This is a genomic window from Bdellovibrio bacteriovorus, from assembly GCF_001592755.1.
GTDB classification, from domain to species: Bacteria; Bdellovibrionota; Bdellovibrionia; order Bdellovibrionales; family Bdellovibrionaceae; genus Bdellovibrio; species Bdellovibrio bacteriovorus_E.
The window spans coordinates 170,314-192,426 of record NZ_LUKF01000002.1 but is presented as its reverse complement, the minus strand read 5'-3'; the positions used below and the strand labels follow the sequence as shown (position 1 = coordinate 192,426).

Genomic DNA, 22,113 nt, shown 5'->3' with positions numbered 1-22,113 from the left:
TGACCTTATTCAGACATCATCTGGCAGTTTTCACAGAGTGTCTCATCATGAGACTAACCGAACACCGCGGAGCACGAACAAAGGTCTAATTATCGAGAATACTACGGATTTAGCCGATAAGTACTCCATATGACGTATTTGTGGCACGTTTCTTTGCGAGTATTCGGATTGGTTTTTCCGACAATTCTTTTAGGTTGCAGTCTTGATGTGCAACTTTCTCCTGCAACTTCGCTAGCGCCTTACGAATTCAAAGGTGTTTTAGATAGCAGTTACTCTCCTGACGAAAAGCTTTCGGGACAGATTGCTTACAATCTCAATGCGCAAGAAGAACCCTTGGCTGCTTTCGAAGACGGTAACGGCAAAATTCTAGTTGCGTCTCGCTCTGGGGACTCTATTAGCTTTTCTAAGTTCAATAAAGATGGGTCTTTGGTCACAAGCTTTGGCAGCGGCGGTGTTGTTGTGCCCGCTATTGAAAGACTTCCTAACCAAACCCACCCGGGGCTCCTCTACAGTTTTGCTTTGGATTCCCAGGGTCGCATTCTGTTTGCTTCGAACGGCTCTGGTCTTGCATTTTTCGACAACAAGAATTTAAACCTCTATCGATTCCAAGCCTCTGGAGCGCTGGATACGTCTTTCGGTGACAACGGGAAAGCCGTTATTGAATACGATGGTCAAGTGTTACCTCGAAAAATACACGTGGATTCGTCCAACCGTATTTGGGTCGTTGGTTCGCGCATCGTGGATACAAGCACAAGCAGCACACGTGCGATGGTGTGGCGCTTTAATGATGATGGTGATCTAGATACCTCCTTGGCGGGAAGCGGTGAGCTGGTCCTTGGAGGAACAGTGAGTGGTGGAGTCACCTCCGGATTTTCGGGGGGCTTTGATCTTTCCTTCAGTGATGGTGGAACGCGAGCCCTCATTGCGGGCTATCGGGGGACGGCTGCAGGAATGAGTGCCAACGATCAAGCCCAACTTTGGAAAATTAATTTAAATGGAAGCCTTGATGCCACCTTCGGTACAAATGGAATCAGCACTTTTTCTGCACCCGAAGCGCACGCACGCCGTGTTTTGGTTCTTGCGGATGGAAGTATTCTTGTCGCGGGAGATACAGGCAGCTCTAGCAGTGGCGACTTTATTGTTTGGAAACGAACCTCAACAGGTGCGGCGGACACCACCTTCGGGGCTTCGGGCTCTAGAACAGCAGCGTCACTTGGTGCCAACTTTTATGAAACTCCAGATACAATGTGGATCGATGCCAGCAATAATATTTACGTCTCTGGTATCAGCCGCAATTTCGGAACTTCAGTTAAAAAAGGTCTTCTATGGCGTCTTTCTGCGGGCGGCGCATTTGATGCGACTTTTGCCACAGCCGGGATTTTTTCTTGGGATGGCGTCTTCAATCTCAACTACATATATAATTCAAACACGGTTGCAGACACTAGTGCCATCTATGTGATTGACTATGCAGCGCTTACCTACGATGACGCGACAACCACGCTGCCAAGATCAGAAGCCTGGATGAAGAAGCTCAATCTTAATGGGACATGGGATGCTTCGTTCAACACGACGGGGACTAAGGTTTTTGATTTCCGCGTATTAACTCCTCTGCCTGGTCTAATACAAAAAACCGCTATTGATAAAGAAGGTCGTATCTATGTGATGCAGACGGTCTCCGCTTTAGATGACGGTAATATTGCTTATATCAGCCGTTTTAAAACAACAGGTTCATTAGATACAAGTTTTGCGGATCAAGGTCATCTGGCTATTCAAGACGTCGTGTATGGTTCTTTTGATATTGATTCACAAGGAAGAATAGTCGTTGTTGGAGCCGTCTATGATACGGGAGCCATTTCTCGCTTGATCGTTCGTCGTTATTTATCTAGCGGATCCTCTGACGCTTCTTTTACCGGATCAAACAACGTCGATTTTGATACGTACCAACCTCGCATGTATCTAGCCAAGAAATCTTCTGAAATTACTAAAGGCATTGATGTCAAAGCGGATGGAAGTGGCAGCATCTATGTGGGACTTTATATTGCAGAGATTATCTCTAACTTCGAGTATCCGCGTGTCGCCGTTGCTCGTTTAAACTCCTCCGGAGTTCTTGATACGACCTATGGAATGGATGGAAAATTTATTTCAGTTCAACTAGATGGCATGGTCGATCAGTCGTACTTGCCATTCAATCTCTTTATCGATTCAAAAGGAAGAGCTGTCGTAGCCGGTATTTTTCCACTGAGACCCTTCACGTCAGCGTTACCTCCAATAACGTTGCTCCGACTGACAACCGCTGGAGTTTTGGATTCCACATACGGAACAAATGGGGAGTGGAATAGTTCAATTTTAGATCCGAACTTTATGGCATTGATGGGGACCACCTCTTTTCAGATGGATAGTAAAGACCGTGTTGTTATGCCGATCCTGATATTAACTTCACCGACATCGCTAGGAACTTATATTACGAGAATTAACGACAATGGTGTGCTAGATACAAGCTTTAATTCCGTGGGCGGGCTTGAACTTCCTACAACACTTTTCCCGGGAAAATCTCCAACTTATTCTGATATCAGTTTTGATGAAAACAACAATATCCGCTTTTTTACTTATCTTATGAATCAGGACTTAACTGTTGCAGTGACTGATCTGCAAGTAGGATATGCGCAAATCACTGAAGCAGGAGCTATCAAAGGCACGGGTGCTATCAACACGCTTTCTACAGAGTACTATGTTGCGGAGGCGGTCCGGGTGCATTCTTGGTCAGAAGGTGCGGTGGTGCTTCTTCCAGGCGTTAAAGGCGCAGATAGCAGACAGCAAAGAAATATAGTCGTGAAATTTGAGTAACTAACAAAAGGTCGTGAAGGACCTCTGTTGGTTTGCTCTTCGTCATAATCAAAAAAAATGATGTGCGGATTTGAGCACTCCCAATAGTGCAAAGCCACAAGACCTTGAATCAAAAGTTTTTTGGCGTCAATCGTCGTGAGAAAATGGCCTTCATCAAGGAGGATCAATGAGCACAAAAGAAAGATCTCGCGACGCCGACGATGTAAAGCAAGAAGAAGCCGCAAGGCATCCTGAAGTTCACGTCAACAGCGGACCGGGTCCGCGTTCAACCAGCAAGATCTCTGATAAACCAAATCCGAATCAGAAGGATAAGAATCATCAAAAGGCTCGATAAGTTTATCTGAGCTCTTCTTTGATGAATTTTAGTTCGAGATATATTTGGTGATTTCTTTGATCTCGTCCAAATCAATATTTTTATGGCTGCCGTCTAGGCAGTGTTCAATGTGATCGTGGATATAAACACTTTTCGCGGCAGCAATGGCTTTCGCAACGGCATGAAGTTGACGGGCGACGTCAACACACTCGCGTTCGTCTTCAATCATATTGATGACGGTCTCAAGATGTCCTTTCGCTCGCTTCAGCCTCTTTGAGACCTCTTCATGACTTGTGTGTTGCTTTTTGTGTGACATGTGCTAAATATCCCCTCCCCGGGGATAGGATGTCAAGACTCATGAAAAACTTTTTAAAGACCGAAAATCAGCTTTTGTTAGGACGTTTACTGACCAGATCAGGTGATCAGGCATGGGACTTCGTTATTCCTTTTGCGCTTCTTCACGTATTTCCGGGTAAGATCCAAATCGCCGCTCTTTATTATTTAATTATTAAAATCGGCAGCTTCCTTTTAACTCCCTGGGTGGGAAGATGGATTGATGCCAATCAAAGAATTCGTATCATAAAGATCGGAGTGTGGATTCAATTCTTTGCTGTATTAGGAGGCGTGACGACATTCTTTGTTTTAGATGAGGTCGCCCACAGCGCGTCGCTGTCTCACATCAGCGGTTCATCTATAATTCCTCTTTTTGTCTTGCTTTCAATCTTTGGGATTATGGCTTCGTTAGGTTCCGTCATTACTGATATTTCGGTTGGAAATGACCTAGCACCGTCTATCGTTCCTCCCGAAAAGCTAACGGATTTTAACAGCTGGCTTCGCCGCATTGATTTAGGAACTGAAGTGGGTGCTCCTATTTTAGCGGGGGCGATTTTTGCTTTAAGCTCCATCTACAGCCATCACTTTGGATTGTTATTGATCGCTCTATGGAATCTGATCTCGTTCGTTCCGGAATATGTTCTTCTGATTAACGTGGTTCAGAAGTCGAGACTGAAATTAAAGGAAGTCAGTTCCGTGAAATCCTGGAAAGAGCTTTTTCAATTTAATATTAAAGAAGCTGTTGCCAATCCGATCTTCTGGTTGATTTTCAGCTATGCCTTGCTTTGGTTATCGGTGTTAAGTCCTCATGGGGTGTTGTTGGCGGGATATTTAAAAGACCGTATGTCATTGCCGGAAGCAGAGATTGGTTTATTCCGAGGATTGGGCGCGATCTTTGGTCTGATCTCGACTTTGACGTTTCCGTATCTGGTTAGAAAAACGGGGCTCATTGAAAGCTCGAAGCTGCACTTAGGATTTCAAGGTCTGACTTTAATTTGCGCGATCTTTGCGTTTTCGATGGGAACGTCCTGGGGAATTTATGTCTTTTTGGCGTGTATTCTTCTTTCACGCATCGGCCTTTACGGTTTTTCCAATGGAGAATTTGAATTGCGGCAAAGAATGATTCCCGAAGGTAAAAGAGGAGAGCTCAATTCCTTCAGTCATCTGACCACAACGATGGCGACGTTGATACTTTTTGGTGCCGGAAGTCTGCTTCCAAGTACTGAAGATTTCAAGTTTCTCGTCTATGCTTCTTTAGGCGCCGTTTTGTTAGCGAATATCGTTTTCTTGAAGTGGTCATCCTCTCACAGTGATTCCCTCCGCTAGTATGATTTCCCTCTGAAAATGGTTATTTTCAGAGGAAAAGTCTGGTTCCAGCAGTTTCCACCTCACATCAAATTTACAACGTGAAGAACCCAAGTATTCCCATATTGTAACTAAGGTTTCCTTATCAAGATTCCGACAAGATAAGTATGAAACAGGCAGGAACGTTACTGGTATTAGCTCTGTTATCCTACGGTGGATCCGTGCATGCGGCTCCAGCGGCCCTCACATATCAGGGACGCATTATTAAAAGCTCTGGCGTTCCATTAGAATACAACGCCGTCGCATTTCAGTTTGAGATTCTTGCTCCCAACAAAGTTTGCGTTCTTTACCGAGAGCAACTGAATCACATCGATATGACGAACTCAAGCGGTGTGTTCGATGTGAAAATCGGCGCTTCGCATAGCTATCCTTTAGCACCGACGTTTACAATCCTGGATGCGTTCAGTAATGGAGCTGCTTTAACTTGTGATGGTGGTTCGCCCTACAACCCCGGTTTAACGGACGGTCGCTTTTTAAGAGTGAAATTTCACGACGGATCTCAGTGGCAGACGATTTCTCCTGATAGTGAAATTCGTTCTGTTCCTTACTCGGGTTTTGCCGCTTCTGCTGCGACTTTAGGTTCGCATGTTTCAACTGATTTTGTTTTAAAAACGGAAGTGAATGACAATCTAAATTGTTCGGCTGGAAACTTTTTAACTTGGGATGCAACCACCAAAAAATTTGGTTGCGCCGGAGTATCCGGTGCAAGTGGGGGGACCGTTCAAACCGTCACCGCATCTGCAGGAAGCTCTCCTTATCTTTCCGTATCCGCAGATACGGTGAATCCTGAAATTACACTGAATGTAGGCACGGTGGCAGGTACTGTGGCTGCCGGAAATGATGCGCGTTTCACGAACTCTCGACCTCCAAATGGAGCTGCAGGTGGTGCGCTTTCTGGGACCTATCCTAATCCGGGTATTGCAAACGGAGCTGTGCAGACGGCACACATCGCAGATGCTGCAATCAGTACCGCGAAATTGTTCTCTAACCCAGGAGTGAACCGTCTTGTGATGACGGATTCTTCGACGGGCGACACGTTGGCTCCTTTATCTTGTGCCGCCGGTCAGTTATTAACTTGGAATGTGACGACAGGTTGGCAATGCACGAATGCATCAAGCTTAAGTGTAGGCAGTGCATCTACTGCGACAACAGCAACAAGTGCGACGACAGCTGCAACAGCGACGAACTTTACCGGAAGTCTGGCGGGCGATGTTTCGGGAACTCAAGGTGCCACGAGTGTTGATAAAATCAAAGGTTTGCCTGTTGATTTCTCTGTCGCTCCGACAAATGGTCAGTTCTTAAAATATGATGGAGCTAAATGGGTTCCTTCTTCTGATAATAACGCTGGCGGAACAATCACGGCTCTGACAGGAGATGTCAGCGCCAGTGGTTCTGGTTCAGTGGCCGCAACAGTCAATTCTGTTGGCGGATCCACGGCCGCTAATATCAATACGGCAACAGTCGCGGCAAACGCGGCGACGAATTTAAATACGGCTTCCACGATTGTGAAGCGCGATGGCTCTGGAAACTTCAACGCCGGCAGTATCAGTGTAAGCTCTTCCGTTTATCGTGATTCAGGAAGTAACACAGTGATGGTCCAAGCACCGACGGCGGTCACAACGTCTTATGTATTAAAGTGGCCGACAGCGGTTGGCTCCGCAAATCAAGTTTTGGGCACCGACGCTTCGGGAAATCTTTCATGGGTGACTCGCTTAAGCACGGTTAATTTAGATGATATCAAAGCGACGATCACTCCTTTTGGTGGAGTGTTTGCAAACTCGGCTTGTACGTCTTCACAGACGCTCACGTATCAATCTGCGACTGATACGTTTGTCTGTCAGGCCATTTCAGTCGGGGCTTCTAACTTCGCCAATCAAGCTCAGAATACCGTATTTGCGGGACCTGCTTCGGGAACGGGAGCACCAGCCTTCAGAACATTGGCTTCTGCGGATTTACCGAAAACAGGAGCAGATGGCGTTTTCGTAAATGGTGGAAATAACTTTGGCGTGGCGACCTCCTTAGGGACTACGACGGCGGCAAATTTAGATATCAAGACAAACAATGTGGCACGGATCACAGTCTTGTCATCGGGTGAAGTCGGTATTGGAGTCACTCCTGTAGCGAATTTGCAGGTGAATGGTCCGGCTATTTTAGGTAATAGCAATACCAATTTCACGAACGCTTCAAACTGGATCTTCGGTGCTTCGAACTCGATCACTAATTCGGGCGGCGGAAATGCCAGTAGTATGAATATCGTCGGATCTAGCAATACGATATCGACCACACTTGCTAACTTCTCTTATGGATTGGACTTGTTTGGAAGAAGCAATACGGTGTCCAACGCTGGCAATGCTTATATTGCCGGACGAGGCAATACGGTGAGTGCGTCTAACTCGGTGACCATCGGTTCTGGTATAACGAATTCAATAGCCAGTTCTTTACAGATTGGTGCAAGTAATACTGCCAAGATTACGATTCTAAGCACAGGTAACGTCGGTGTAAATACGACAGCACCGAGCGAAGCCTTAGAAGTGAATGGCAACGTAAAAGCCACGGCTTACCTTTATACTTCGGATGCGCGTTTGAAAAAGGACGTTGTTACTTTACCTGAAGCTTTGGAAAAACTATTAAAACTTCGCGGCGTGAATTTCGTCTGGAAAAACACGAATGAAAAAACAGTCGGTTTCATTGCCCAAGAAGTTGAAGCGGTTTATCCTGAATTAGTGAAGACCGATAAAAACTCTGGATATAAAGCCGTACAGTACGGAAACATCGTCGCGATTTTAGTCGAAGCATTGAAGGAAGAGCACCACCAACGTGTTCAAGCCCAGGCGCAATGTCAAAGAGGTATCGCATCGGTGAGTGCGCAGTCCGAAGAGAGATTCGAACAGCTCGAAAAAGAGAATCAGGAATTGAAGGCGCGCCTTGAAAGATTGGAAAAGGCACTTCTCAATGGCAAGTAAAATCAGTCTTTTTCTAAAATCATCTTTATTTTTAGTTCTAGGTCTTTCCCTGATGGGAATTGATACTGTCGATAGTGGTTTTAAAGTTTTGCGAGGAACCACAAAAGCTATTTATGCTCACAACGTCTGCAAAAAAGTAGTGAATGCGCACGCGTCACGAGATTACTTCGTACCTACCAAAACGGCGGCAGAGTGGACCGCGTTTCGTGCGGCCTCGGTTCCGAGTGTCACACTTCAAAACTGTAAGTCCTGTTGGGATATTTTGAATAACGGTGGGTCTACAGGCGACGGCATTTATCACATTGATCCTTCGGGTTCTTCTCCGTATCCGGTTTACTGTGACATGACGACCGACGGTGGGGGCTGGACGCGTGTCTTCAAACATCAGCATGCTTCAGGATTTTTTGCGAGCAATGCAGATGCGGACTCTAAAAATACTTCGGACCCGAACAATGGACTGTATTCCATCTTAAACCAAATGGACTACTTTCGAACTCCGACCAATCGTTATCACTTCCGTTTAACTTGGCCGGGGGAAAGTTTTAAAAACTTATGGTGGCAGACAACGAGTCCGCGCGCTGACGTGGATGTCGCAGGCTACACGACTGAATTCGTTCAAGCCTATTCCAACTATTGGGGAGGCTTAGAGCTCTCGGGCGGAACCCATGGTTTAGCAAGTACATCCTCCTACATTGATGGTTCGGTTAATCATGGTAATTGGTACTATGCGGTTGGTTCTTTCGTAACGTGGGGAACGACTCCTCCAGGTATTCCAGCTTCAGAGGATATGGGCGCGTCCCATGGCGTGGCTGAGGTAAATCTGTGGATGAAGGAAACCGACACGCACACGGTGTATTCATCGTGCAAAGCGATCTTAAATGCCGGGGCCTCAAAGGGAGACGGTATTTATACAATTGACCCCGACGGTGCGGGAGCCGGCGCTGCATACGAGGCTTACTGTGATATGACGACGAGTGGCGGTGGCTGGACACTCGTTGCGCATTCTAATGGAACAGTGACGGCTTCTACTCCGAATGATTTTATGGTCAATACCTACAGTCTTGCCAGTGTGGCAAAACCCGCCGTCGCGAACACCCAAGCTTCTTTGAATCCAGAGCAGTTTTCGACATTGGTGAATACAACGGATGCCATGTTTATTTCGCCTCAATACAACAGTGGAGCCGCGATCATTGACCTTGCCGGTGGAAACTGGAATTACAACAGTACAAAATGTGCCGGGAATCTACGTCACACCAGTCGAACAGCAGGATGTGCGGGGCAAAATGCCAATGACAATTACAACTCTTCGGATGCCTTTAATATTGCCTTCTTATCTGGCAACGAAGGTGTCGTTCCTGCCTATAAAGCCACCGAGGTCTGTTACAATGGTAAGGGCTCCTGTACTTTCAAATTTTTCTTAAGATAATGTATAAAAGCCTCTGACAAGACACGGCAGCAAGTGACACCTTGCTGCTTTTTTGTTCTTATCAGTCCCATCGGTCTTTATAAAAGGTGGGAACATGGCGCCGTCCAAAAAATGGTGGAAAGAATCTGTCGTCTATCAAGTTTATCCTCGCAGTTTCATGGATTCTAACGGCGATGGCATGGGAGACCTCCAAGGTGTCATTTCAAAATTAGATTATTTGAAAGAGCTTGGCATCGACGTCATTTGGATGAGTCCGATGTACAAGTCCCCGCAAGACGATAACGGCTATGACATCAGCGATTATCAAGACATTCATTTTGAATTCGGTACGATGCAGGACTTCGACACTCTTTTAAGCGAGGTACATAAGCGAGGAATGAAACTTCTGATTGATCTCGTCATCAATCACACAAGTGATGAACATCCTTGGTTCATCGAGTCTCGTTCGTCCAAAGACAATCCCAAAAGAGATTGGTACATCTGGAGAGATGGCAAAAACGGCAAAGAGCCTAACAATTGGGAAAGCATTTTCGGCGGTTCTGCTTGGAAATATGATGAATTAACCAATCAGTACTTCATGCATATTTTCTCTGCGAAGCAGCCGGATCTCAATTGGGAAAATCTAGGCATGCGCCAAGAAGTTTACAAGATGATCCGCTGGTGGTTGGATAAAGGCATTGATGGTTTCCGCGTCGATGCCATCAGCCACGCAAAAAAAGAAGAAGGATTGGCAGATATGCCAAATCCAAAAGGTCTTGAATATGTGCCTTCCTACGATAAGCACATGAACGTCAAAGGCATCCAAGAATATCTGACGGATCTTTGTAAGAATACGTTTTCTCACTACGATATCATGACGATTGCAGAAGCCAACGGTGTCTCTGCAGAAAATGCGGACGAGTGGGTAGGAGAGTCGCAAAAGAAATTCAACATGGTCATTCAGTTTGAGCACGTTGGTTTGTGGGATCCAAATCCCGAAAAACGCATTGACCTTTTAAAGGTCAAAGAGGTTTTTGGACGTTGGCAGAAAGAGTTAGACAACAAAGGATGGAATGCTTTGTTTGTAGAGAACCACGATGTGCCTCGTATTATTTCAAAGTGGGGAGACGCTAAAAATTACTGGCGCGAAAGTGCGACGTCTATCGCGGCGATGTATTTCTTAATGCAGGGGACTCCGCTAATCTATCAAGGTCAAGAAATCGGTATGACGAATACAGTTTTCAATGGACCTGAAGATTTCAACGATGTCTCGGCAAAAAATCATTTTGCGATCCGCAGAAAGCAGGGCGCATCCGACGCGGAAATCACGCGTGAACTCGCCAACGCTTCTCGCGATAATGCGCGCACGCCGATGCAGTGGAGTGCCGAAGCCAATGCGGGCTTCACAACGGGTAAACCGTGGCTGAAGGTCAATCCGAACTATAAAGAGATCAATGTTGAAAAGCAGCGCCAAGATGTGAATTCAATTTTTAACTTCTACAAAAAATTGATTCAGCTTCGCCGCGAACATCAAGTTTTTATATATGGAAGTTATCAGCTTGTGATGGAAAAAGATCCGCAAGTTTATGCCTATGTGAGGACTTTAGAAGGTTCAAAGATGCTAGTGATCTGCAATATCTCGGATAAACCTGCGAAGTTCAGCGAAACCGGTATGACCTTGAATTCGAAAAACATGCTTTTATCCAATTATCAGGTCGCGGAACATGCAAACCTAGAGCAGGTGGATCTTCGTCCTTACGAGACGCGTGTTTACAAGATTTAGTTCCTAAAAAGCCTACTTAGAAAGACTTTTTTCGATTCTTTCTAAGCGGGCTTTCATTTCTTGCAGTTCTTTTTCTTTTTGAAGATTGTCTTTTTTGACTCGCTCAAGCTCTTGCTGCGTTTGTTGAACATGCCTTTTTAAGGAGCTATTTTCCTCTTGGATGGATGCTATTTCGCGATCAATCTTTTGACTGTGGTTTGACCACTGCGCATAGAACTCTTGAAGAGCCTTAATGATCGGAGCTACGAAATTTGAGTAAGCCACCGACTTATTTCCATCACGGTTGTTTTGCACAAGTTCCGGATAAATTTTTTCAACTTCTTGAGCAATGAAACCAATTTGTTTTTCTTTGCTGCGACTTTCCTCTTTCCAGTGATAAGTCACGGGGCGAATTTGAAGAATTTTATTCAATTCTTCAGGCATTGTCTGAATGTCTTTTTTTAGTCGAACATCCGAGGCTTGAGTCAGAGTCCCTTTCAGCCAGCCATTTCCCGCAGCAGTAATGGACAATAAAGTCGTACCGGCGCCCACGGTGCCGTTAAACAAAGCGAAAGTGCCATCCACTTCGTGGGTCATATGAATATTGTTACTGCCACCATCGTTACCTAACATAATAGCGGCATAACTGTTTGCACTCGTTATGTGAAGCTGCGCTTGAGGTGTCACAGTTCCTAACCCGACAAATCCTGCGGCAGGATCGGTGACCAGCGCGTATCTGTTCGTAACAGTTCCCGCACCCGATGGGGCTCCAATGGAAACGCCTCTCCAAGTATTTAGCGTCACCCCGGTGGCTACGATGGGACCTTCGACATTTACGCCGCGCAGGTTGTAAGGTGCATTGGAATTGATGTTTGCATTTGCCGCGGTAATCAAAGCATCAAATGAAGTCGGCACACCGGTGGCCGCTGGATTTCGAATATACTCGACACGAAGAACCTGATTCGAATTAGAATTGGCGGTGCTGTTATCGACGTATTGGTAAAAGCCTGCACTATTGATGTTTGAAGTTGCCGTCGAAGTCGTGTTCGTACTGACTACTTTCTGAGTCGTTGCGCTTCCAGTGAGTAAGTTGCCTGCGATGTGAAAATTCGCCGACGGATTGTTCGTGCCGACCCCGATAAGTCCCGCCGAAGTGAAGCGCATTCTTTCAGATGCGGCAGCGCCCGAACTTTTGTTAGTGGAGATTGTAATAGGTTGGGCTAAATGGGTACTTATATCAAACGTGTTCGTGGCCGTTGATTGAAGGTAAGTGACCATGCCTGCTGGGGACGTTGTACCCCAGGTGCCTAGATAAACTTGATTTGTGCCTACGGCCAGAGTGATCGATGAAGAACCGGCAGTATTTGTATTCGTTGACTGAAATCCATTCGAAGTCGTCGTATTAAAGTTCAATTCAAGTACGCGAGTTGGAGTAGCAGTTCCAATACCAACATATCCATTCGAATTCTGAATAGTCATGCGAGTCGTGCCACCAGTTTCAAACCCAAGGTTGTAAGCATCATTGGTTCCAATAACGGCGTTACCACCAAACGAGTTCCCACCGTTAGCATAAAAAGGAAGGGAAGCATAAGTTGTACATCCCATCACTCCCGAAGCATCAAAAGTAATAAGCTGTCCCATCGCACAGTTAAACTCACTTACAGCCGAACCCGTGGCATTACTGACAAGCAAACGATCTGCCGTCAAAGTGCTGACGCCAGTACCGCCTTTAGAGACGGGCACGACAGGAAGTTGTGCTGTCGTCACGCTGCCCGAAAGATCTGCAAAACCTAAAGCTGCATTGACCCAGTTTGTACCATCATAACGCAAAGTCTGTCCTGCAGCATAAGCTGCTGGCGAAACGGATTTGCCTTTGATGCGATCCACACTCGTAGTGCTTGAAGTTCCGCTGACGTCTCCGGCAAATGTTGAAGATGTTCCCAATTTGCTGTTGAATGTATTCCAATCAGTAGAGCTTAAATAGCCGTTTGTATTCGTGTCAGCTTGAGCGATCGTGATATTTGGAGTCGTACCTCCGCTGGATGCCAATGGCGCACTTGCCGTGACCGCCGTCAAAGCTCCAGCAGTTCCAGTTCCATCTCCAATTTTCACCCACGCAGAACCTGTGTCGCGATAAAGAGTGTTGTCATCAGACCCAACGTAAAGTCGGCCGGCTGTTCCCGCTGCAGGTCGAGCAGCGACTGTTCCTGTTTGCACGCTGGGTGTGGCCCCGGCGTTTTGAAGGGCATCCGTGACGCCGTAGCCACTTAAAGTCGTTGGCTTACCGGAGGTGATTTTGGACCAATCTAAATTTGGAATATCCGAAGCAGCAAGCGTACTTCCGGAGGTCACTCTTCCTTGCGCATCCGTGGTCACTTTTGCGTAGGTGCCAGCAGTGCCCGTGTTCTTCAAAGTGATAGCGCCATTAGCGGCCATCGTCGCATCGCCACTTAATGATACCGGCACATATTGTGTTGAACCATCATAGACCAGGAACTGAGCAGATGTGGGAGCCGTTGCAGACACACTGCGACCTTTGATTTTATCAACGCTTGTTGAATTATAAGTGCCCGAGATATCGCCGCTAAAACTTGAAGTCGTACCTAGTTTACTATTGAAAGCCGTCCAATCCGTTGAAGATAAAAGACCTGTTGTTGTTCCGCTGGCAGTCGGGATCGCTGCATTTCCGGCGGAGGTCAATCGACCCTGAGCATCGACAGTGAAAGTAGCCACTTGAGTAGCACTGCCATAGCTTCCGGCACTCACAGATGTATTTGCCAATGAAACAGTTCCGGTCGTAGTGATCGTTCCACCTGAAAGGCCCGTTCCTGCTGTAACACTTGTCACGGTCCCTCCAGCATTGCTATCACTCGCCGGAGCCCATTTCGTGCCATCGTATTTTAGAACTTGTCCCGTGGTTAATCCTGTCGTATCGACATCAACGCCTTTGATTTTGTTGACGGACACGGCACCAATACTGCCGCTGATATCACCGGCAACGGAAACATTGATCGCCTGACATTGAAAAGAACTGCTGACGGAATTCCAATAAGGAGTTTGGTGACTTGCGCAGTTCCCTGAACCGACAGCTGAATTAAATGCCGCCATGGTTAAATACGTTCCTAGTGTTGTTGTCAGATTGTTGACATCACTAATAGCAATGGCCGCTCCGGCCCAAGAGGTTCCGTCGAATTTGAAATATTGGCCGCTTGAAGGAGCCGAACTTGCAACGGCTGTGTTCTGAATTTTTTGAACTGTGGGATTCGGATAACTTCCGCTGAGGTCTCCGCCAGCGCTTCCGTTCGGGGGGCGAGAATTTGTAAAGCGAGAATCATCGCCAGCCGCGACGGTGCCCGCGGTCGTGCCGACGTTTAAAGTTAATGCCGGAGTCGATGTGCCGTTAGCTACATTTAGATATGAATTCGTCGAAGTCACGTTGGTGACGGTCCCGCCACTGGCTCCGCTGACGGCAGCACAAGTTAGGGCTGCTCCATTCCAAGTTAAAAACTCACCGGCATTACAAGTCGGAAGACCTGCCTTTAAAAGAAAGTCTGAAGCGACATTGGTTCCAAGTTTATTTGCAGAGTGAGAAAATGCAGAGTAGGGCACAGAGCGAATCACGTTGTCCGGAGAAATCAAACGCCAAGCCGTGCCGTCGTGAAATTGCACACGCAACAATCGACCATCTGTTTGAACAGCGTTGTAAGTACTTGTGCTGTCGGTACAACTATAACCACTGCAGGCTCCGCAAGTGAAAGGAGACGCGTTGTTAAAAGCATCAAGAACCGTAAAGCCACCACTTAAAGGATAGTTCACGCCGCCTTTTCCGATGGGAACATCAAAGATGCCTTTGGAATTCTCCATATTTACGCCGGTCACTTGCTCTTGATAAATCACACAGTGACCTGAAGGATCTGTGATTTGAAAAATAAAGCTGACGTTAGAATACTCTAAGGGGGTTCCGTCCGTTTTTAAAATGCGTCCCTGAAAAGTCAGAGCCGGCGGAGCTGCAAGTGCGCTTGCGGATAAAAACGATATTAATAATGAGATGGTTATACCAGTGACGTACCTTAGTTCCATGCTTTACTTATCGGCATATACTAAGGACTACAGTGTGAAGTGTTCGTCACAATTGATGAATGTGAGCTGCGTTCTGGTCCGTGAGCGGTTGTATTCGAGACGGCTTTTACTTCGCCAACAAACGATTGATGATTTTACCAAAGAAAGATGGGTTTGTCTGAATTCCACGTTTTTTAAGTTCTTCGATCACTGTCTCATTCCTGTACCTAAGGGCGGCCTCTACGGCCGTCATATCATCAAAGAAGGATTTCAGATTTGGATCTGCTTTGTTATCTATTAGATAAAGCGCGATATCCGTATGACCTGCACAGATTGCCGCCACCAGCGGAGTCGCTAAAATTTCGGGATGTTGATAATTAGGATTTACGCCATTTTCAATATGGTACCGCACCAGGTCCATGTTCCCTGAGGAGGCAGCAGAATACATTTCTTTCCAATCACCAGCCGACATAAAAGAAGGATAAACTTAAAGCGATAAACGAGTAAACAGAATTCAAGCTCTGCGTAATGACGATAAAGGCGAACGATGCTGGAATAGATTTATGGCTCTTATCCAAGTAACAGAACAATTTGTGCATATTCCCAAAGGGAAATTCTTTGTGAAGACGTGGTCCTCTGCCGAAAGTAAGGGAGCACCGATTGTTCTACTACACGACTCCTTAGGTTGTGTGGAACTCTGGAAGGATTTTCCGCAGAGACTTTGTGAAACCACGGGCCGCGACGTGATTGCCTACGATCGGCTCGGTTTTGGAAAGTCAACGGCACGGGTTGAACGTCCTTCCATTCGCTTTATCAATGAAGAAGCGGAATTTTATTTTCCCTTTATCGCAAAAGAATTGAACCTAACGGAATTTGTGCTATTCGGGCACAGTGTGGGTGGAGCTATGGCAGTGGCTATCGCCGGACAATTCCCGCAAGCCACGCAAGCTGTGATTACCGAATCTGCTCAAGCCTTCGTCGAACAAAGAACCATCGACGGCATTACGCAGGCAAAGAAGGATTTTTCTGATCCGAAGGCATTCTCAAAACTGGCTCGCTACCATGGCGAAAAAACACAGTGGGTTTTAGATGCTTGGACTGGAGTATGGCTTTCTAGCGAATTTTTATCATGGAATTTGCAAACTGATTTACAAAAAATAAAATGCCCCGTTCTTGCTATTCACGGCGAAAACGACGAATACGGTTCTGCAAAATTCCCCGAAACTATCTGCCAATACGCCGGAGGATCTTCGCATCTTTTCCTGCTTGAAAATACAGGCCACGTTCCTCATCGTGAAAATCCCGAGCGGATTTTAAAGATCGTATCCGAATTTCTGTAAATGGGGTATTCCACGGGTTACCAGCCGCTTTCGGGTTTCACTGTCAAATAAATCGTCACCTGACTAAGCTTAAAACGCTTCTAAAGGCCTTCTAAGAATGGCGCGCATTTCGCTAAGAAGGCGAATGTTCAGATATATCTTAAATGAAAGGTTTTGCTATGAAGAAGACTTTAGCTGTTCTTTTCTTGTTGGTGGCAGGGAATATCGCCCAAGCGGCTCCTTATTACACAGGTGTTGGTTGTAACGAAGAAGGCACTCGTTGCACATTCGGAAAGCCCTCAGGCCGCGTACTGAACTGGAGTAAAAAAGGCACAGTTCAAGAATTGGGCGAGCGCTGTGAAAAGTTCATCGCCAATATTGACGCTCGTAAAAACGAAATCGCCAAAAGTCAGAGAGTGGAGTTGAAGTACAAGAATTTCACTTATCGTTGGACAAACGATGTTCAAGAAGACGGGCGTGCTAAAATCGTATGCTCGGTTGAATTGCACTCGGAACTAGCCGACGTGAAGTTTGATTCTAAGATTGTAAAAAAATTCTATTGGGTTTGTGAAAACAAAGATCAAGGCGGAGTTTGCGCTCATTACTTTGATGAGTGTGAGTCGGCTCGTGATGAAGCTCTTCGTGACAGCTCTGTTTTAGATGCGACGATTTACCGTGGAGCTTCTTTGCTTCAAGGCAGCATCTGTGAAATCGTGACTGTGAAGTTGAAATAATTTTCTCAAAGGAAAAAAATTAAAGGCGCTCCTCCAAATAAGGAGCGCCTTTTTTATTTTAACGATAACTGCGATAAAAAATAGTGTTGTCGGTGCCTCGGACAAACACCATAACATGGCCGGGAGCGGAAGAACTTGCGCCTGGTCCTGAAGTCAGAATACCTCCCAGGCTTTCCCAATCAGACCATCCTGATTGAAACCATTTGTGATAAAGAGCGTTGTCTGAACCCCGAACGAAAACATCCAGGCGGCCATTGCCCCAAGAAGCCACGTCCGGGGACGATGTTAAGTATCCACCCAGTGACTCCCATACGGACCAGCCACTGCTGGTGTACCAAATGTGCCAAAGAGCGTTGTCAGTTCCACGAACAAAGACGTCTAAACGTCCATTAGCCCACGCGGCTGCCGCAGGATCGGAAGTTAAAACTCCTCCTAAGGATTGCCAAGCGGACCAGTTGTTAGCAACAAAAGATTTGCGCCATAAAGCATTGTCAGTGCCGCGAACAAAAACATGCAGACGATTGCCTGACCAAGCCGCAGAGCCCGGACCCGAGTTCGCGGCAAGAGCTCCACCTAAAGAGACCCAAGGACGCCAACTATTAGATCTAAAAGTACGTTGCCAAAGAGCACCATCTAGTCCCCGTGCAAACACATCAATGCGAGATCCGTGACAGGTAGCTGAAGGAGACGATGTTAAAACTCCTCCCAGAGATACCCAAGCCGCCCAGTAGCTGCCATTCCAGTAACGCATCCAGAGGGCATTGTCTCCGCCACGAACAAAGACGAAAGTTCTGAATCCAGAAAGGGAACAAGCCGCTGGATCGGATGTTGCCATACCGCCAATCGAAGTCCAATCCGACCAGGCTGGTGGTTTTGGGTCTTCGTGCTTGTCGCGGATGACAGAACCAGGATCCTGTCCAGCATGAGTTGAAAGAGATAAGAGTAAGAGCAGCATTGTGACCAAGGTTAAACGCATTTTTCCTCCGTGTTTCGGTAAATATTTGGGTGGTCTGAAGATTTAAACAGGAAAGAAAAGACGAACACCAGAAACGCAAAGTCGAGCTGTCAAAATTCTGGGGTCGAAAAAACTGACGCGATTGGAGTGAGTCCTGCGGTCGCTATCTAACAGACATTTTAATGGACAACTATGACGTTTTTAATCTGCCGGTCCGCCAACAGCTCTGACGGTCGGTATCTCGGCAGACTCTCATTTTAGTACGATCATCTTCTATTTATTCGTTACGGAGGTTGTGACGTGTGGCCCTCTGCTTGCTTCATTTAAGTGCAAGGACGGGCGGTCCGGAAATAGAGAGGAAGATATGAGTTTTACTACAGCTAAAAAAAGAGGTGTGCTTCAATCGAGTATGCACACAATTAAATATCATCTTGTCTGTACTTTGCTAGCGGGAACTTTCACTACTCTCATTGGCTGTTCAAGCTCAACTCTGAAGAACAATGCTCCTCTTCCTATTGATGTGATTCCAGATGAAATCACGGATGATGAATATCGCGACCAGGTCTGTGATCATTTTCAGGCTTTAGATAAAAACAAAGACCGACGTCTGGATCAAGATGAAGCGAAGCATTTACCTTCATGGATAGGTCATGTGAAGCCTTCTAGACCAGACGGTAAGGTGACCATCATTGATGTTGTAGAAACAGCGAATAAGAAGTTTAAAGCTCACGCCAAGACCAAACCAGATTCCTTAACCGAAGAAGAATTTAAAAATCTTCAAGAAGGGAAGTAGTTATGAAAAAGTTTTTGAAAAAATCCTTGTTGGGAGTCATTCTTTTCACGGGGCCTTCATTAGCAGAGGCACTGCCATTCTGCGTGGGAAATTTCACCGGCGAAAAATTAACTTGGAATGTGCGCGATCCGGGACGTCGAACTTTTATTCAGGATTCAACGCAGGAATGGGTGTGTGATGAAGTTCCATATCCCAACAGCTCTTATATCATGGAGATCTCTTTCGCCGATCATAAGTATGACATTCCCAGCTGTGAATTCTATTTCAGTGCCAGAGATGTCATCGAAGTCAGCGCGGAAAAAATTGGTGACAAGCTGACTTTGAATTGTTTTGTGGCGGCTTATCATGGCAATAACGTTCCTATAAAAAAACAGCTGGCTGGAAAATCTTTGGGCTGGATCTTGGTGGGCGAAATCACTCCCGGCCTAAAAACGGATATGCGGATATTGACGATTTATGATGGCAATAAAAAGCAACTGCATTCTTCCGGTTTTTCGCCAAATAAAAATGGACAATTTATCTATCATCTTTCGGTGCCGGTCCTGGGTGGATACATCATTGAAACGCGCCAAATAACAAGAGAGAGTGAACTGCAAGCGGCGTTTGTGCCTGAAGGTTTTGATTTCCAGAATGATCGCATTATTATTAATACCGCGACGACCCTGGCCGTCGAATACGCGCGAACTTATGGTGTCGATAAAAATACGGCTGAAAAAAGAGTTCGCAGTTTCTTTGGTTTTTCAGATGAAACTAGTTTGAGTGATTTTTCCCTGCGTTCTGCCGACACCTTCGGAGAAAGAATTATCATTCCTCAAGCTCGCAGCTTTGGCAGTTACGATGGCTATATCAAAAAATTGATCGCGGATATGAAAGACCCTAAAGCTCTCTTTGCACCCCTTTCTTTATCAGAACCTGAGTGGAGTTCGGCGTCACTCAAGGAAGAGTTCAATATCTTTTCCGTTTTGCGGGCCACACCAAAAGACTTTAGAACCCGGGGAGCCTATGCCTTAATGAGCTCGTTAAGAGTGGATGTGATTGAGGTCGGGAAGATGCTTCGTGAGACGGATCTGCTGATGACAAATTCAATGTACAAAGCTCGATATCAAGAGATTTTGAATGATTATTCGGCACTACAAAGAGCGATTGAAGAAGTCGAATATTATCGTCAGTTCGATTTGGTATCTGACCCCTTCCAAAAAGATCGCCACTCAGACGAAGCAAACCGGGTCTATCAATGGTATAAAAGTCGGGACGCTGTCAAGGTGCTAGCGAAAAAGCTGATATCAAATATTTATATCGCGTTAGAGCCTTCACGAACTTCTCCGACCCTGGATGAGATGTATGAACAGACTTTGCGCTCTAAAAATTATAATTCTGAAGACATTCATAGGATTATGAAGCTTTATGACGTGCGTTTTGAGCTGATGCAATCTTATGCCGTGCAACTGTGGATGGACGCCCTTCATATGGATGCTGAGGACTATGATAGAACCCATACGTACGGAGCTTTCAATCGGAGCGACAGTGAGCGTTTGCATTCTTTGGTTAAAGAGGCCTTTAATGCCACTCAGAAAATGATAAAAAGACGATAGTAAAAGGCCGCCGAAAGGCAGCCTGCGGGATCAAAAAAAATCTTGCCGTTTTGTTCGCTTTGTCCAAAGATGATGATCCTTAAGGACCTTCATGACTGCGACCTTGCGACACTTCGAACTTTGGCTTTTAAAATTTCTGACTTTCTTTGGTGGCTGTTTTCTCTGTTTTTATCTGCAATCCCATTTTAAATGGACACCCGTTGTGGCGGCTTCATTTACGGGGCTATTGGGAACTTTTATCCCGGACACGAAACGTATCGATGGGGCCCACGTGCATGCGTTGGTTTACACCGGGGCCTTTGTTGCCATGGGTTCTCGAGTTGTCGATGCCGGCTTATGGCAGATTCTACTTGTTTCGGTCGTAGGAAGTACGATTTACGTTTATCTCGGTCCTCGCTTCAAAGGATTGGGCGGGCGCCTTGGTTTCATCGCTTTTGTCTCTTCTTTATTGGGAATTGCTTTGAGGTATTGGCTGTGATTCTTTTAAGTGTGATCTTAGTTTCAGTTTTGGGCGCGCAGGCGACGTTTTATCTAATTCACGAAAAGCGCATCTCGACGGTGCGGGCGTCCAGTGGTCCGACATTGCTTTTTGCTTTAATCGTGAGTTTATTGCCAATCACTTTTATTACGACACTGCAGGCGGCGTTTTTTGGCTCTACCTTCGTGGGCATGACGGATAAATCTAGAATGGGTAAAAAAAGAGTTCTGGTTTCAAGTGTGATCTTTGCGCTGATTTATTCCTTCTTAGTTCCTCTGGCGAAAGGAATCGGCGGAGGGCTGGGGGCGGCGGCCTTTGGCTCGTGCGCCCTCATATTTCTTTTAGCAAAAATTGTTCGCTTAAAAACAAAGGCGATTTAAAGGGTGGACAGAGAGCCTGTGTCACAAGCGTCCATTTGACTGCGGCAAGAAAGCTTTTTAGCCTAAGGCCATGACATCTTTCACCAGCCAAATTCAGTGGATCGAACAAACTTTTCGTGAAATCAAGCCTTCTGCGGAAGTGGCTTTAGATATGAAGTATGCGACCGCCGATAATTTCATGAATAAAAATGTTTATGAAAACTTCGATCGCTGTTTCGTATCACCTTTGGCGTATGAGATGTTTATGAAGGCCTGTGAAAATCTTCGTAAGAATCATCCGAACCTGCAATTTCTTATTTGGGACACGCTTCGTCCGCGCAGTATTCAAGCACAGTTTTACAGTCACCTTGAAGGAACGCCTTTTCAAAATTATGTGGCAGCTCCTTATCCTGGATCTCTGCATAATTTTGGTATGGCCATGGATCTGACCTTGCAAACAAAAGACGGTCGTCCATTGGATATGGGAACGGGCTTTGACGATTTTAGAGATTTGGCGCAGCCAAAGCTTGAAGAAAAATTTCTAGCTTCCGGAGAACTGACTCAGGAGCAGCTGACCAATAGAATGCTTTTGCGCGAGCTTCTCGAGACTCAAGGTTTTAAAGTGTTGGAGCACGAGTGGTGGCATTTCAACGCTCTTCCTCGAGAGAAAGTGCACGGCTTGCACCCCGTCTTAGAATAATTATCTGAGAGTCGCTCTGAACTGAACGCTCTCGATTTCCCCCTTGGTCTAGGAATAGTTCCAGCGCGCTTCAAATTTCCAACATTACAGATTTCTTTTCGTAAACTGAGCATCAATCCTTATTCCTTGGAGAAGAAGA

The 22,113-nt window shown here is 46.0% G+C and carries 17 protein-coding genes; 13 read left to right on the top strand and 4 right to left on the bottom strand.

Annotation, left to right across the window (positions count from 1 at the left end; translation table 11 throughout):
• Window positions 1–129 precede the first annotated feature (129 nt).
• Both AZI85_RS03710 and AZI85_RS17610 read left to right on the top strand, forming a co-directional pair.
• Complete coding sequence (locus AZI85_RS03710) at window positions 130–2,844, top strand: hypothetical protein (protein WP_063242812.1); 2,715 nt, start codon at window positions 130–132, stop codon at window positions 2,842–2,844.
• Between the two features lie 166 nt (window positions 2,845–3,010).
• Window positions 3,011–3,178, top strand: coding sequence for a hypothetical protein (locus tag AZI85_RS17610; RefSeq protein ID WP_155723910.1), 168 nt, complete (start codon window positions 3,011–3,013; stop codon window positions 3,176–3,178).
• A 28-nt stretch (window positions 3,179–3,206) separates the two neighbouring features.
• Here the strand turns inward: AZI85_RS17610 and AZI85_RS03705 are convergent, their stop codons facing one another.
• Window positions 3,207–3,473 carry a metal-sensing transcriptional repressor gene (locus AZI85_RS03705; RefSeq protein ID WP_063242811.1) on the bottom strand — a complete coding sequence of 89 codons (267 nt, stop codon included), beginning with the start codon at window positions 3,471–3,473 and terminating at the stop codon, window positions 3,207–3,209.
• Between the two features lie 41 nt (window positions 3,474–3,514).
• Here AZI85_RS03705 and AZI85_RS03700 point away from each other — a divergent pair, with 41 nt between their 5' ends.
• From AZI85_RS03700 to AZI85_RS03685, 4 genes are all read left to right on the top strand, one after another.
• Window positions 3,515–4,816, top strand: a complete 1,302-nt coding sequence (locus AZI85_RS03700; protein ID WP_063242851.1) for an ABC transporter substrate-binding protein — start codon at window positions 3,515–3,517, stop codon at window positions 4,814–4,816.
• 146 nt (window positions 4,817–4,962) lie between these two features.
• Entirely contained in the window at window positions 4,963–7,818 is a 2,856-nt protein-coding gene (locus tag AZI85_RS03695) for a tail fiber domain-containing protein (protein WP_063242810.1), read from the top strand.
• Complete coding sequence (locus tag AZI85_RS03690; protein ID WP_063242809.1) at window positions 7,808–9,244, top strand: fibrinogen-like YCDxxxxGGGW domain-containing protein; 1,437 nt, start codon at window positions 7,808–7,810, stop codon at window positions 9,242–9,244. Before AZI85_RS03695 ends, AZI85_RS03690 begins: the two co-directional genes overlap by 11 nt.
• A 94-nt stretch (window positions 9,245–9,338) precedes the next feature.
• Window positions 9,339–11,006 (top strand): glycoside hydrolase family 13 protein, encoded by a 1,668-nt coding sequence (locus AZI85_RS03685; RefSeq protein WP_063242808.1) that lies wholly within the window; start codon window positions 9,339–9,341, stop codon window positions 11,004–11,006.
• A gap of 12 nt (window positions 11,007–11,018) precedes the next feature.
• On the opposite strand, the gene AZI85_RS03680 is transcribed toward AZI85_RS03685, so the two are convergent.
• Together AZI85_RS03680 and AZI85_RS03675 are read right to left on the bottom strand one after the other, a co-directional pair.
• On the bottom strand, window positions 11,019–15,065 hold the full coding sequence (locus AZI85_RS03680) for a tail fiber domain-containing protein (RefSeq protein ID WP_063242807.1): 4,047 nt from the start codon (window positions 15,063–15,065) through the stop codon (window positions 11,019–11,021).
• Between the two features lie 106 nt (window positions 15,066–15,171).
• Entirely contained in the window at window positions 15,172–15,492 is a 321-nt protein-coding gene (locus AZI85_RS03675; protein ID WP_301335684.1) for an ankyrin repeat domain-containing protein, read from the bottom strand.
• Window positions 15,493–15,607: 115 nt separating this feature from the next.
• On the opposite strand from AZI85_RS03675, the gene AZI85_RS03670 reads away from it, so the two are divergent.
• Window positions 15,608–16,384 carry an alpha/beta fold hydrolase gene (locus AZI85_RS03670; RefSeq protein WP_063242805.1) on the top strand — a complete coding sequence of 259 codons (777 nt, stop codon included), beginning with the start codon at window positions 15,608–15,610 and terminating at the stop codon, window positions 16,382–16,384.
• Between the two features lie 158 nt (window positions 16,385–16,542).
• Window positions 16,543–17,097, top strand: coding sequence for a hypothetical protein (locus tag AZI85_RS03665; protein ID WP_063242850.1), 555 nt, complete (start codon window positions 16,543–16,545; stop codon window positions 17,095–17,097).
• 58 nt (window positions 17,098–17,155) lie between these two features.
• On the opposite strand, the gene AZI85_RS03660 is transcribed toward AZI85_RS03665, so the two are convergent.
• Complete coding sequence (locus AZI85_RS03660; protein ID WP_063242804.1) at window positions 17,156–18,073, bottom strand: hypothetical protein; 918 nt, start codon at window positions 18,071–18,073, stop codon at window positions 17,156–17,158.
• 343 nt (window positions 18,074–18,416) lie between these two features.
• On the opposite strand from AZI85_RS03660, the gene AZI85_RS03655 reads away from it, so the two are divergent.
• The 5 genes from AZI85_RS03655 (at window position 18,417) to AZI85_RS03635 (ending at window position 21,974) form a co-directional block, all read left to right on the top strand.
• Entirely contained in the window at window positions 18,417–18,845 is a 429-nt protein-coding gene (locus AZI85_RS03655) for a hypothetical protein (protein ID WP_063242803.1), read from the top strand.
• 2 nt (window positions 18,846–18,847) lie between these two features.
• Window positions 18,848–20,437 (top strand): hypothetical protein, encoded by a 1,590-nt coding sequence (locus AZI85_RS03650; protein WP_063242802.1) that lies wholly within the window; start codon window positions 18,848–18,850, stop codon window positions 20,435–20,437.
• Between the two features lie 91 nt (window positions 20,438–20,528).
• Window positions 20,529–20,915, top strand: coding sequence for a hypothetical protein (locus AZI85_RS03645; RefSeq protein ID WP_063242801.1), 387 nt, complete (start codon window positions 20,529–20,531; stop codon window positions 20,913–20,915).
• Complete coding sequence (locus tag AZI85_RS03640; RefSeq protein ID WP_081110899.1) at window positions 20,912–21,295, top strand: hypothetical protein; 384 nt, start codon at window positions 20,912–20,914, stop codon at window positions 21,293–21,295. Before AZI85_RS03645 ends, AZI85_RS03640 begins: the two co-directional genes overlap by 4 nt.
• A 70-nt stretch (window positions 21,296–21,365) precedes the next feature.
• Window positions 21,366–21,974, top strand: coding sequence for a M15 family metallopeptidase (locus tag AZI85_RS03635; protein ID WP_063242800.1), 609 nt, complete (start codon window positions 21,366–21,368; stop codon window positions 21,972–21,974).
• Window positions 21,975–22,113: the final 139 nt, after the last annotated feature.

Excerpts from the sequence above, each read along its gene's own strand:
- AZI85_RS03635 (WP_063242800.1), top strand. The coding sequence starts at position 21,366 with ATGACATCTTTCACCAGCCAAATTCAGTGGATCGAACAAACTTTTCGT.
- AZI85_RS03650 (WP_063242802.1), top strand. The coding sequence starts at position 18,848 with ATGAAAAAGTTTTTGAAAAAATCCTTGTTGGGAGTCATTCTTTTCACG.
- AZI85_RS03660 (WP_063242804.1), bottom strand. The coding sequence starts at position 18,073 with ATGCGTTTAACCTTGGTCACAATGCTGCTCTTACTCTTATCTCTTTCA.
- AZI85_RS03710 (WP_063242812.1), top strand. The coding sequence starts at position 130 with ATGACGTATTTGTGGCACGTTTCTTTGCGAGTATTCGGATTGGTTTTT.
- AZI85_RS03690 (WP_063242809.1), top strand. The coding sequence starts at position 7,808 with ATGGCAAGTAAAATCAGTCTTTTTCTAAAATCATCTTTATTTTTAGTT.
- AZI85_RS03695 (WP_063242810.1), top strand. The coding sequence starts at position 4,963 with ATGAAACAGGCAGGAACGTTACTGGTATTAGCTCTGTTATCCTACGGT.
- AZI85_RS17610 (WP_155723910.1), top strand. The coding sequence starts at position 3,011 with ATGAGCACAAAAGAAAGATCTCGCGACGCCGACGATGTAAAGCAAGAA.
- AZI85_RS03670 (WP_063242805.1), top strand. The coding sequence starts at position 15,608 with ATGGCTCTTATCCAAGTAACAGAACAATTTGTGCATATTCCCAAAGGG.
- AZI85_RS03675 (WP_301335684.1), bottom strand. The coding sequence starts at position 15,492 with ATGTATTCTGCTGCCTCCTCAGGGAACATGGACCTGGTGCGGTACCAT.
- AZI85_RS03655 (WP_063242803.1), top strand. The coding sequence starts at position 18,417 with ATGAGTTTTACTACAGCTAAAAAAAGAGGTGTGCTTCAATCGAGTATG.
- AZI85_RS03645 (WP_063242801.1), top strand. The coding sequence starts at position 20,529 with ATGACTGCGACCTTGCGACACTTCGAACTTTGGCTTTTAAAATTTCTG.
- AZI85_RS03700 (WP_063242851.1), top strand. The coding sequence starts at position 3,515 with ATGAAAAACTTTTTAAAGACCGAAAATCAGCTTTTGTTAGGACGTTTA.
- AZI85_RS03665 (WP_063242850.1), top strand. The coding sequence starts at position 16,543 with ATGAAGAAGACTTTAGCTGTTCTTTTCTTGTTGGTGGCAGGGAATATC.
- AZI85_RS03680 (WP_063242807.1), bottom strand. The coding sequence starts at position 15,065 with ATGGAACTAAGGTACGTCACTGGTATAACCATCTCATTATTAATATCG.
- AZI85_RS03685 (WP_063242808.1), top strand. The coding sequence starts at position 9,339 with ATGGCGCCGTCCAAAAAATGGTGGAAAGAATCTGTCGTCTATCAAGTT.
- AZI85_RS03705 (WP_063242811.1), bottom strand. The coding sequence starts at position 3,473 with ATGTCACACAAAAAGCAACACACAAGTCATGAAGAGGTCTCAAAGAGG.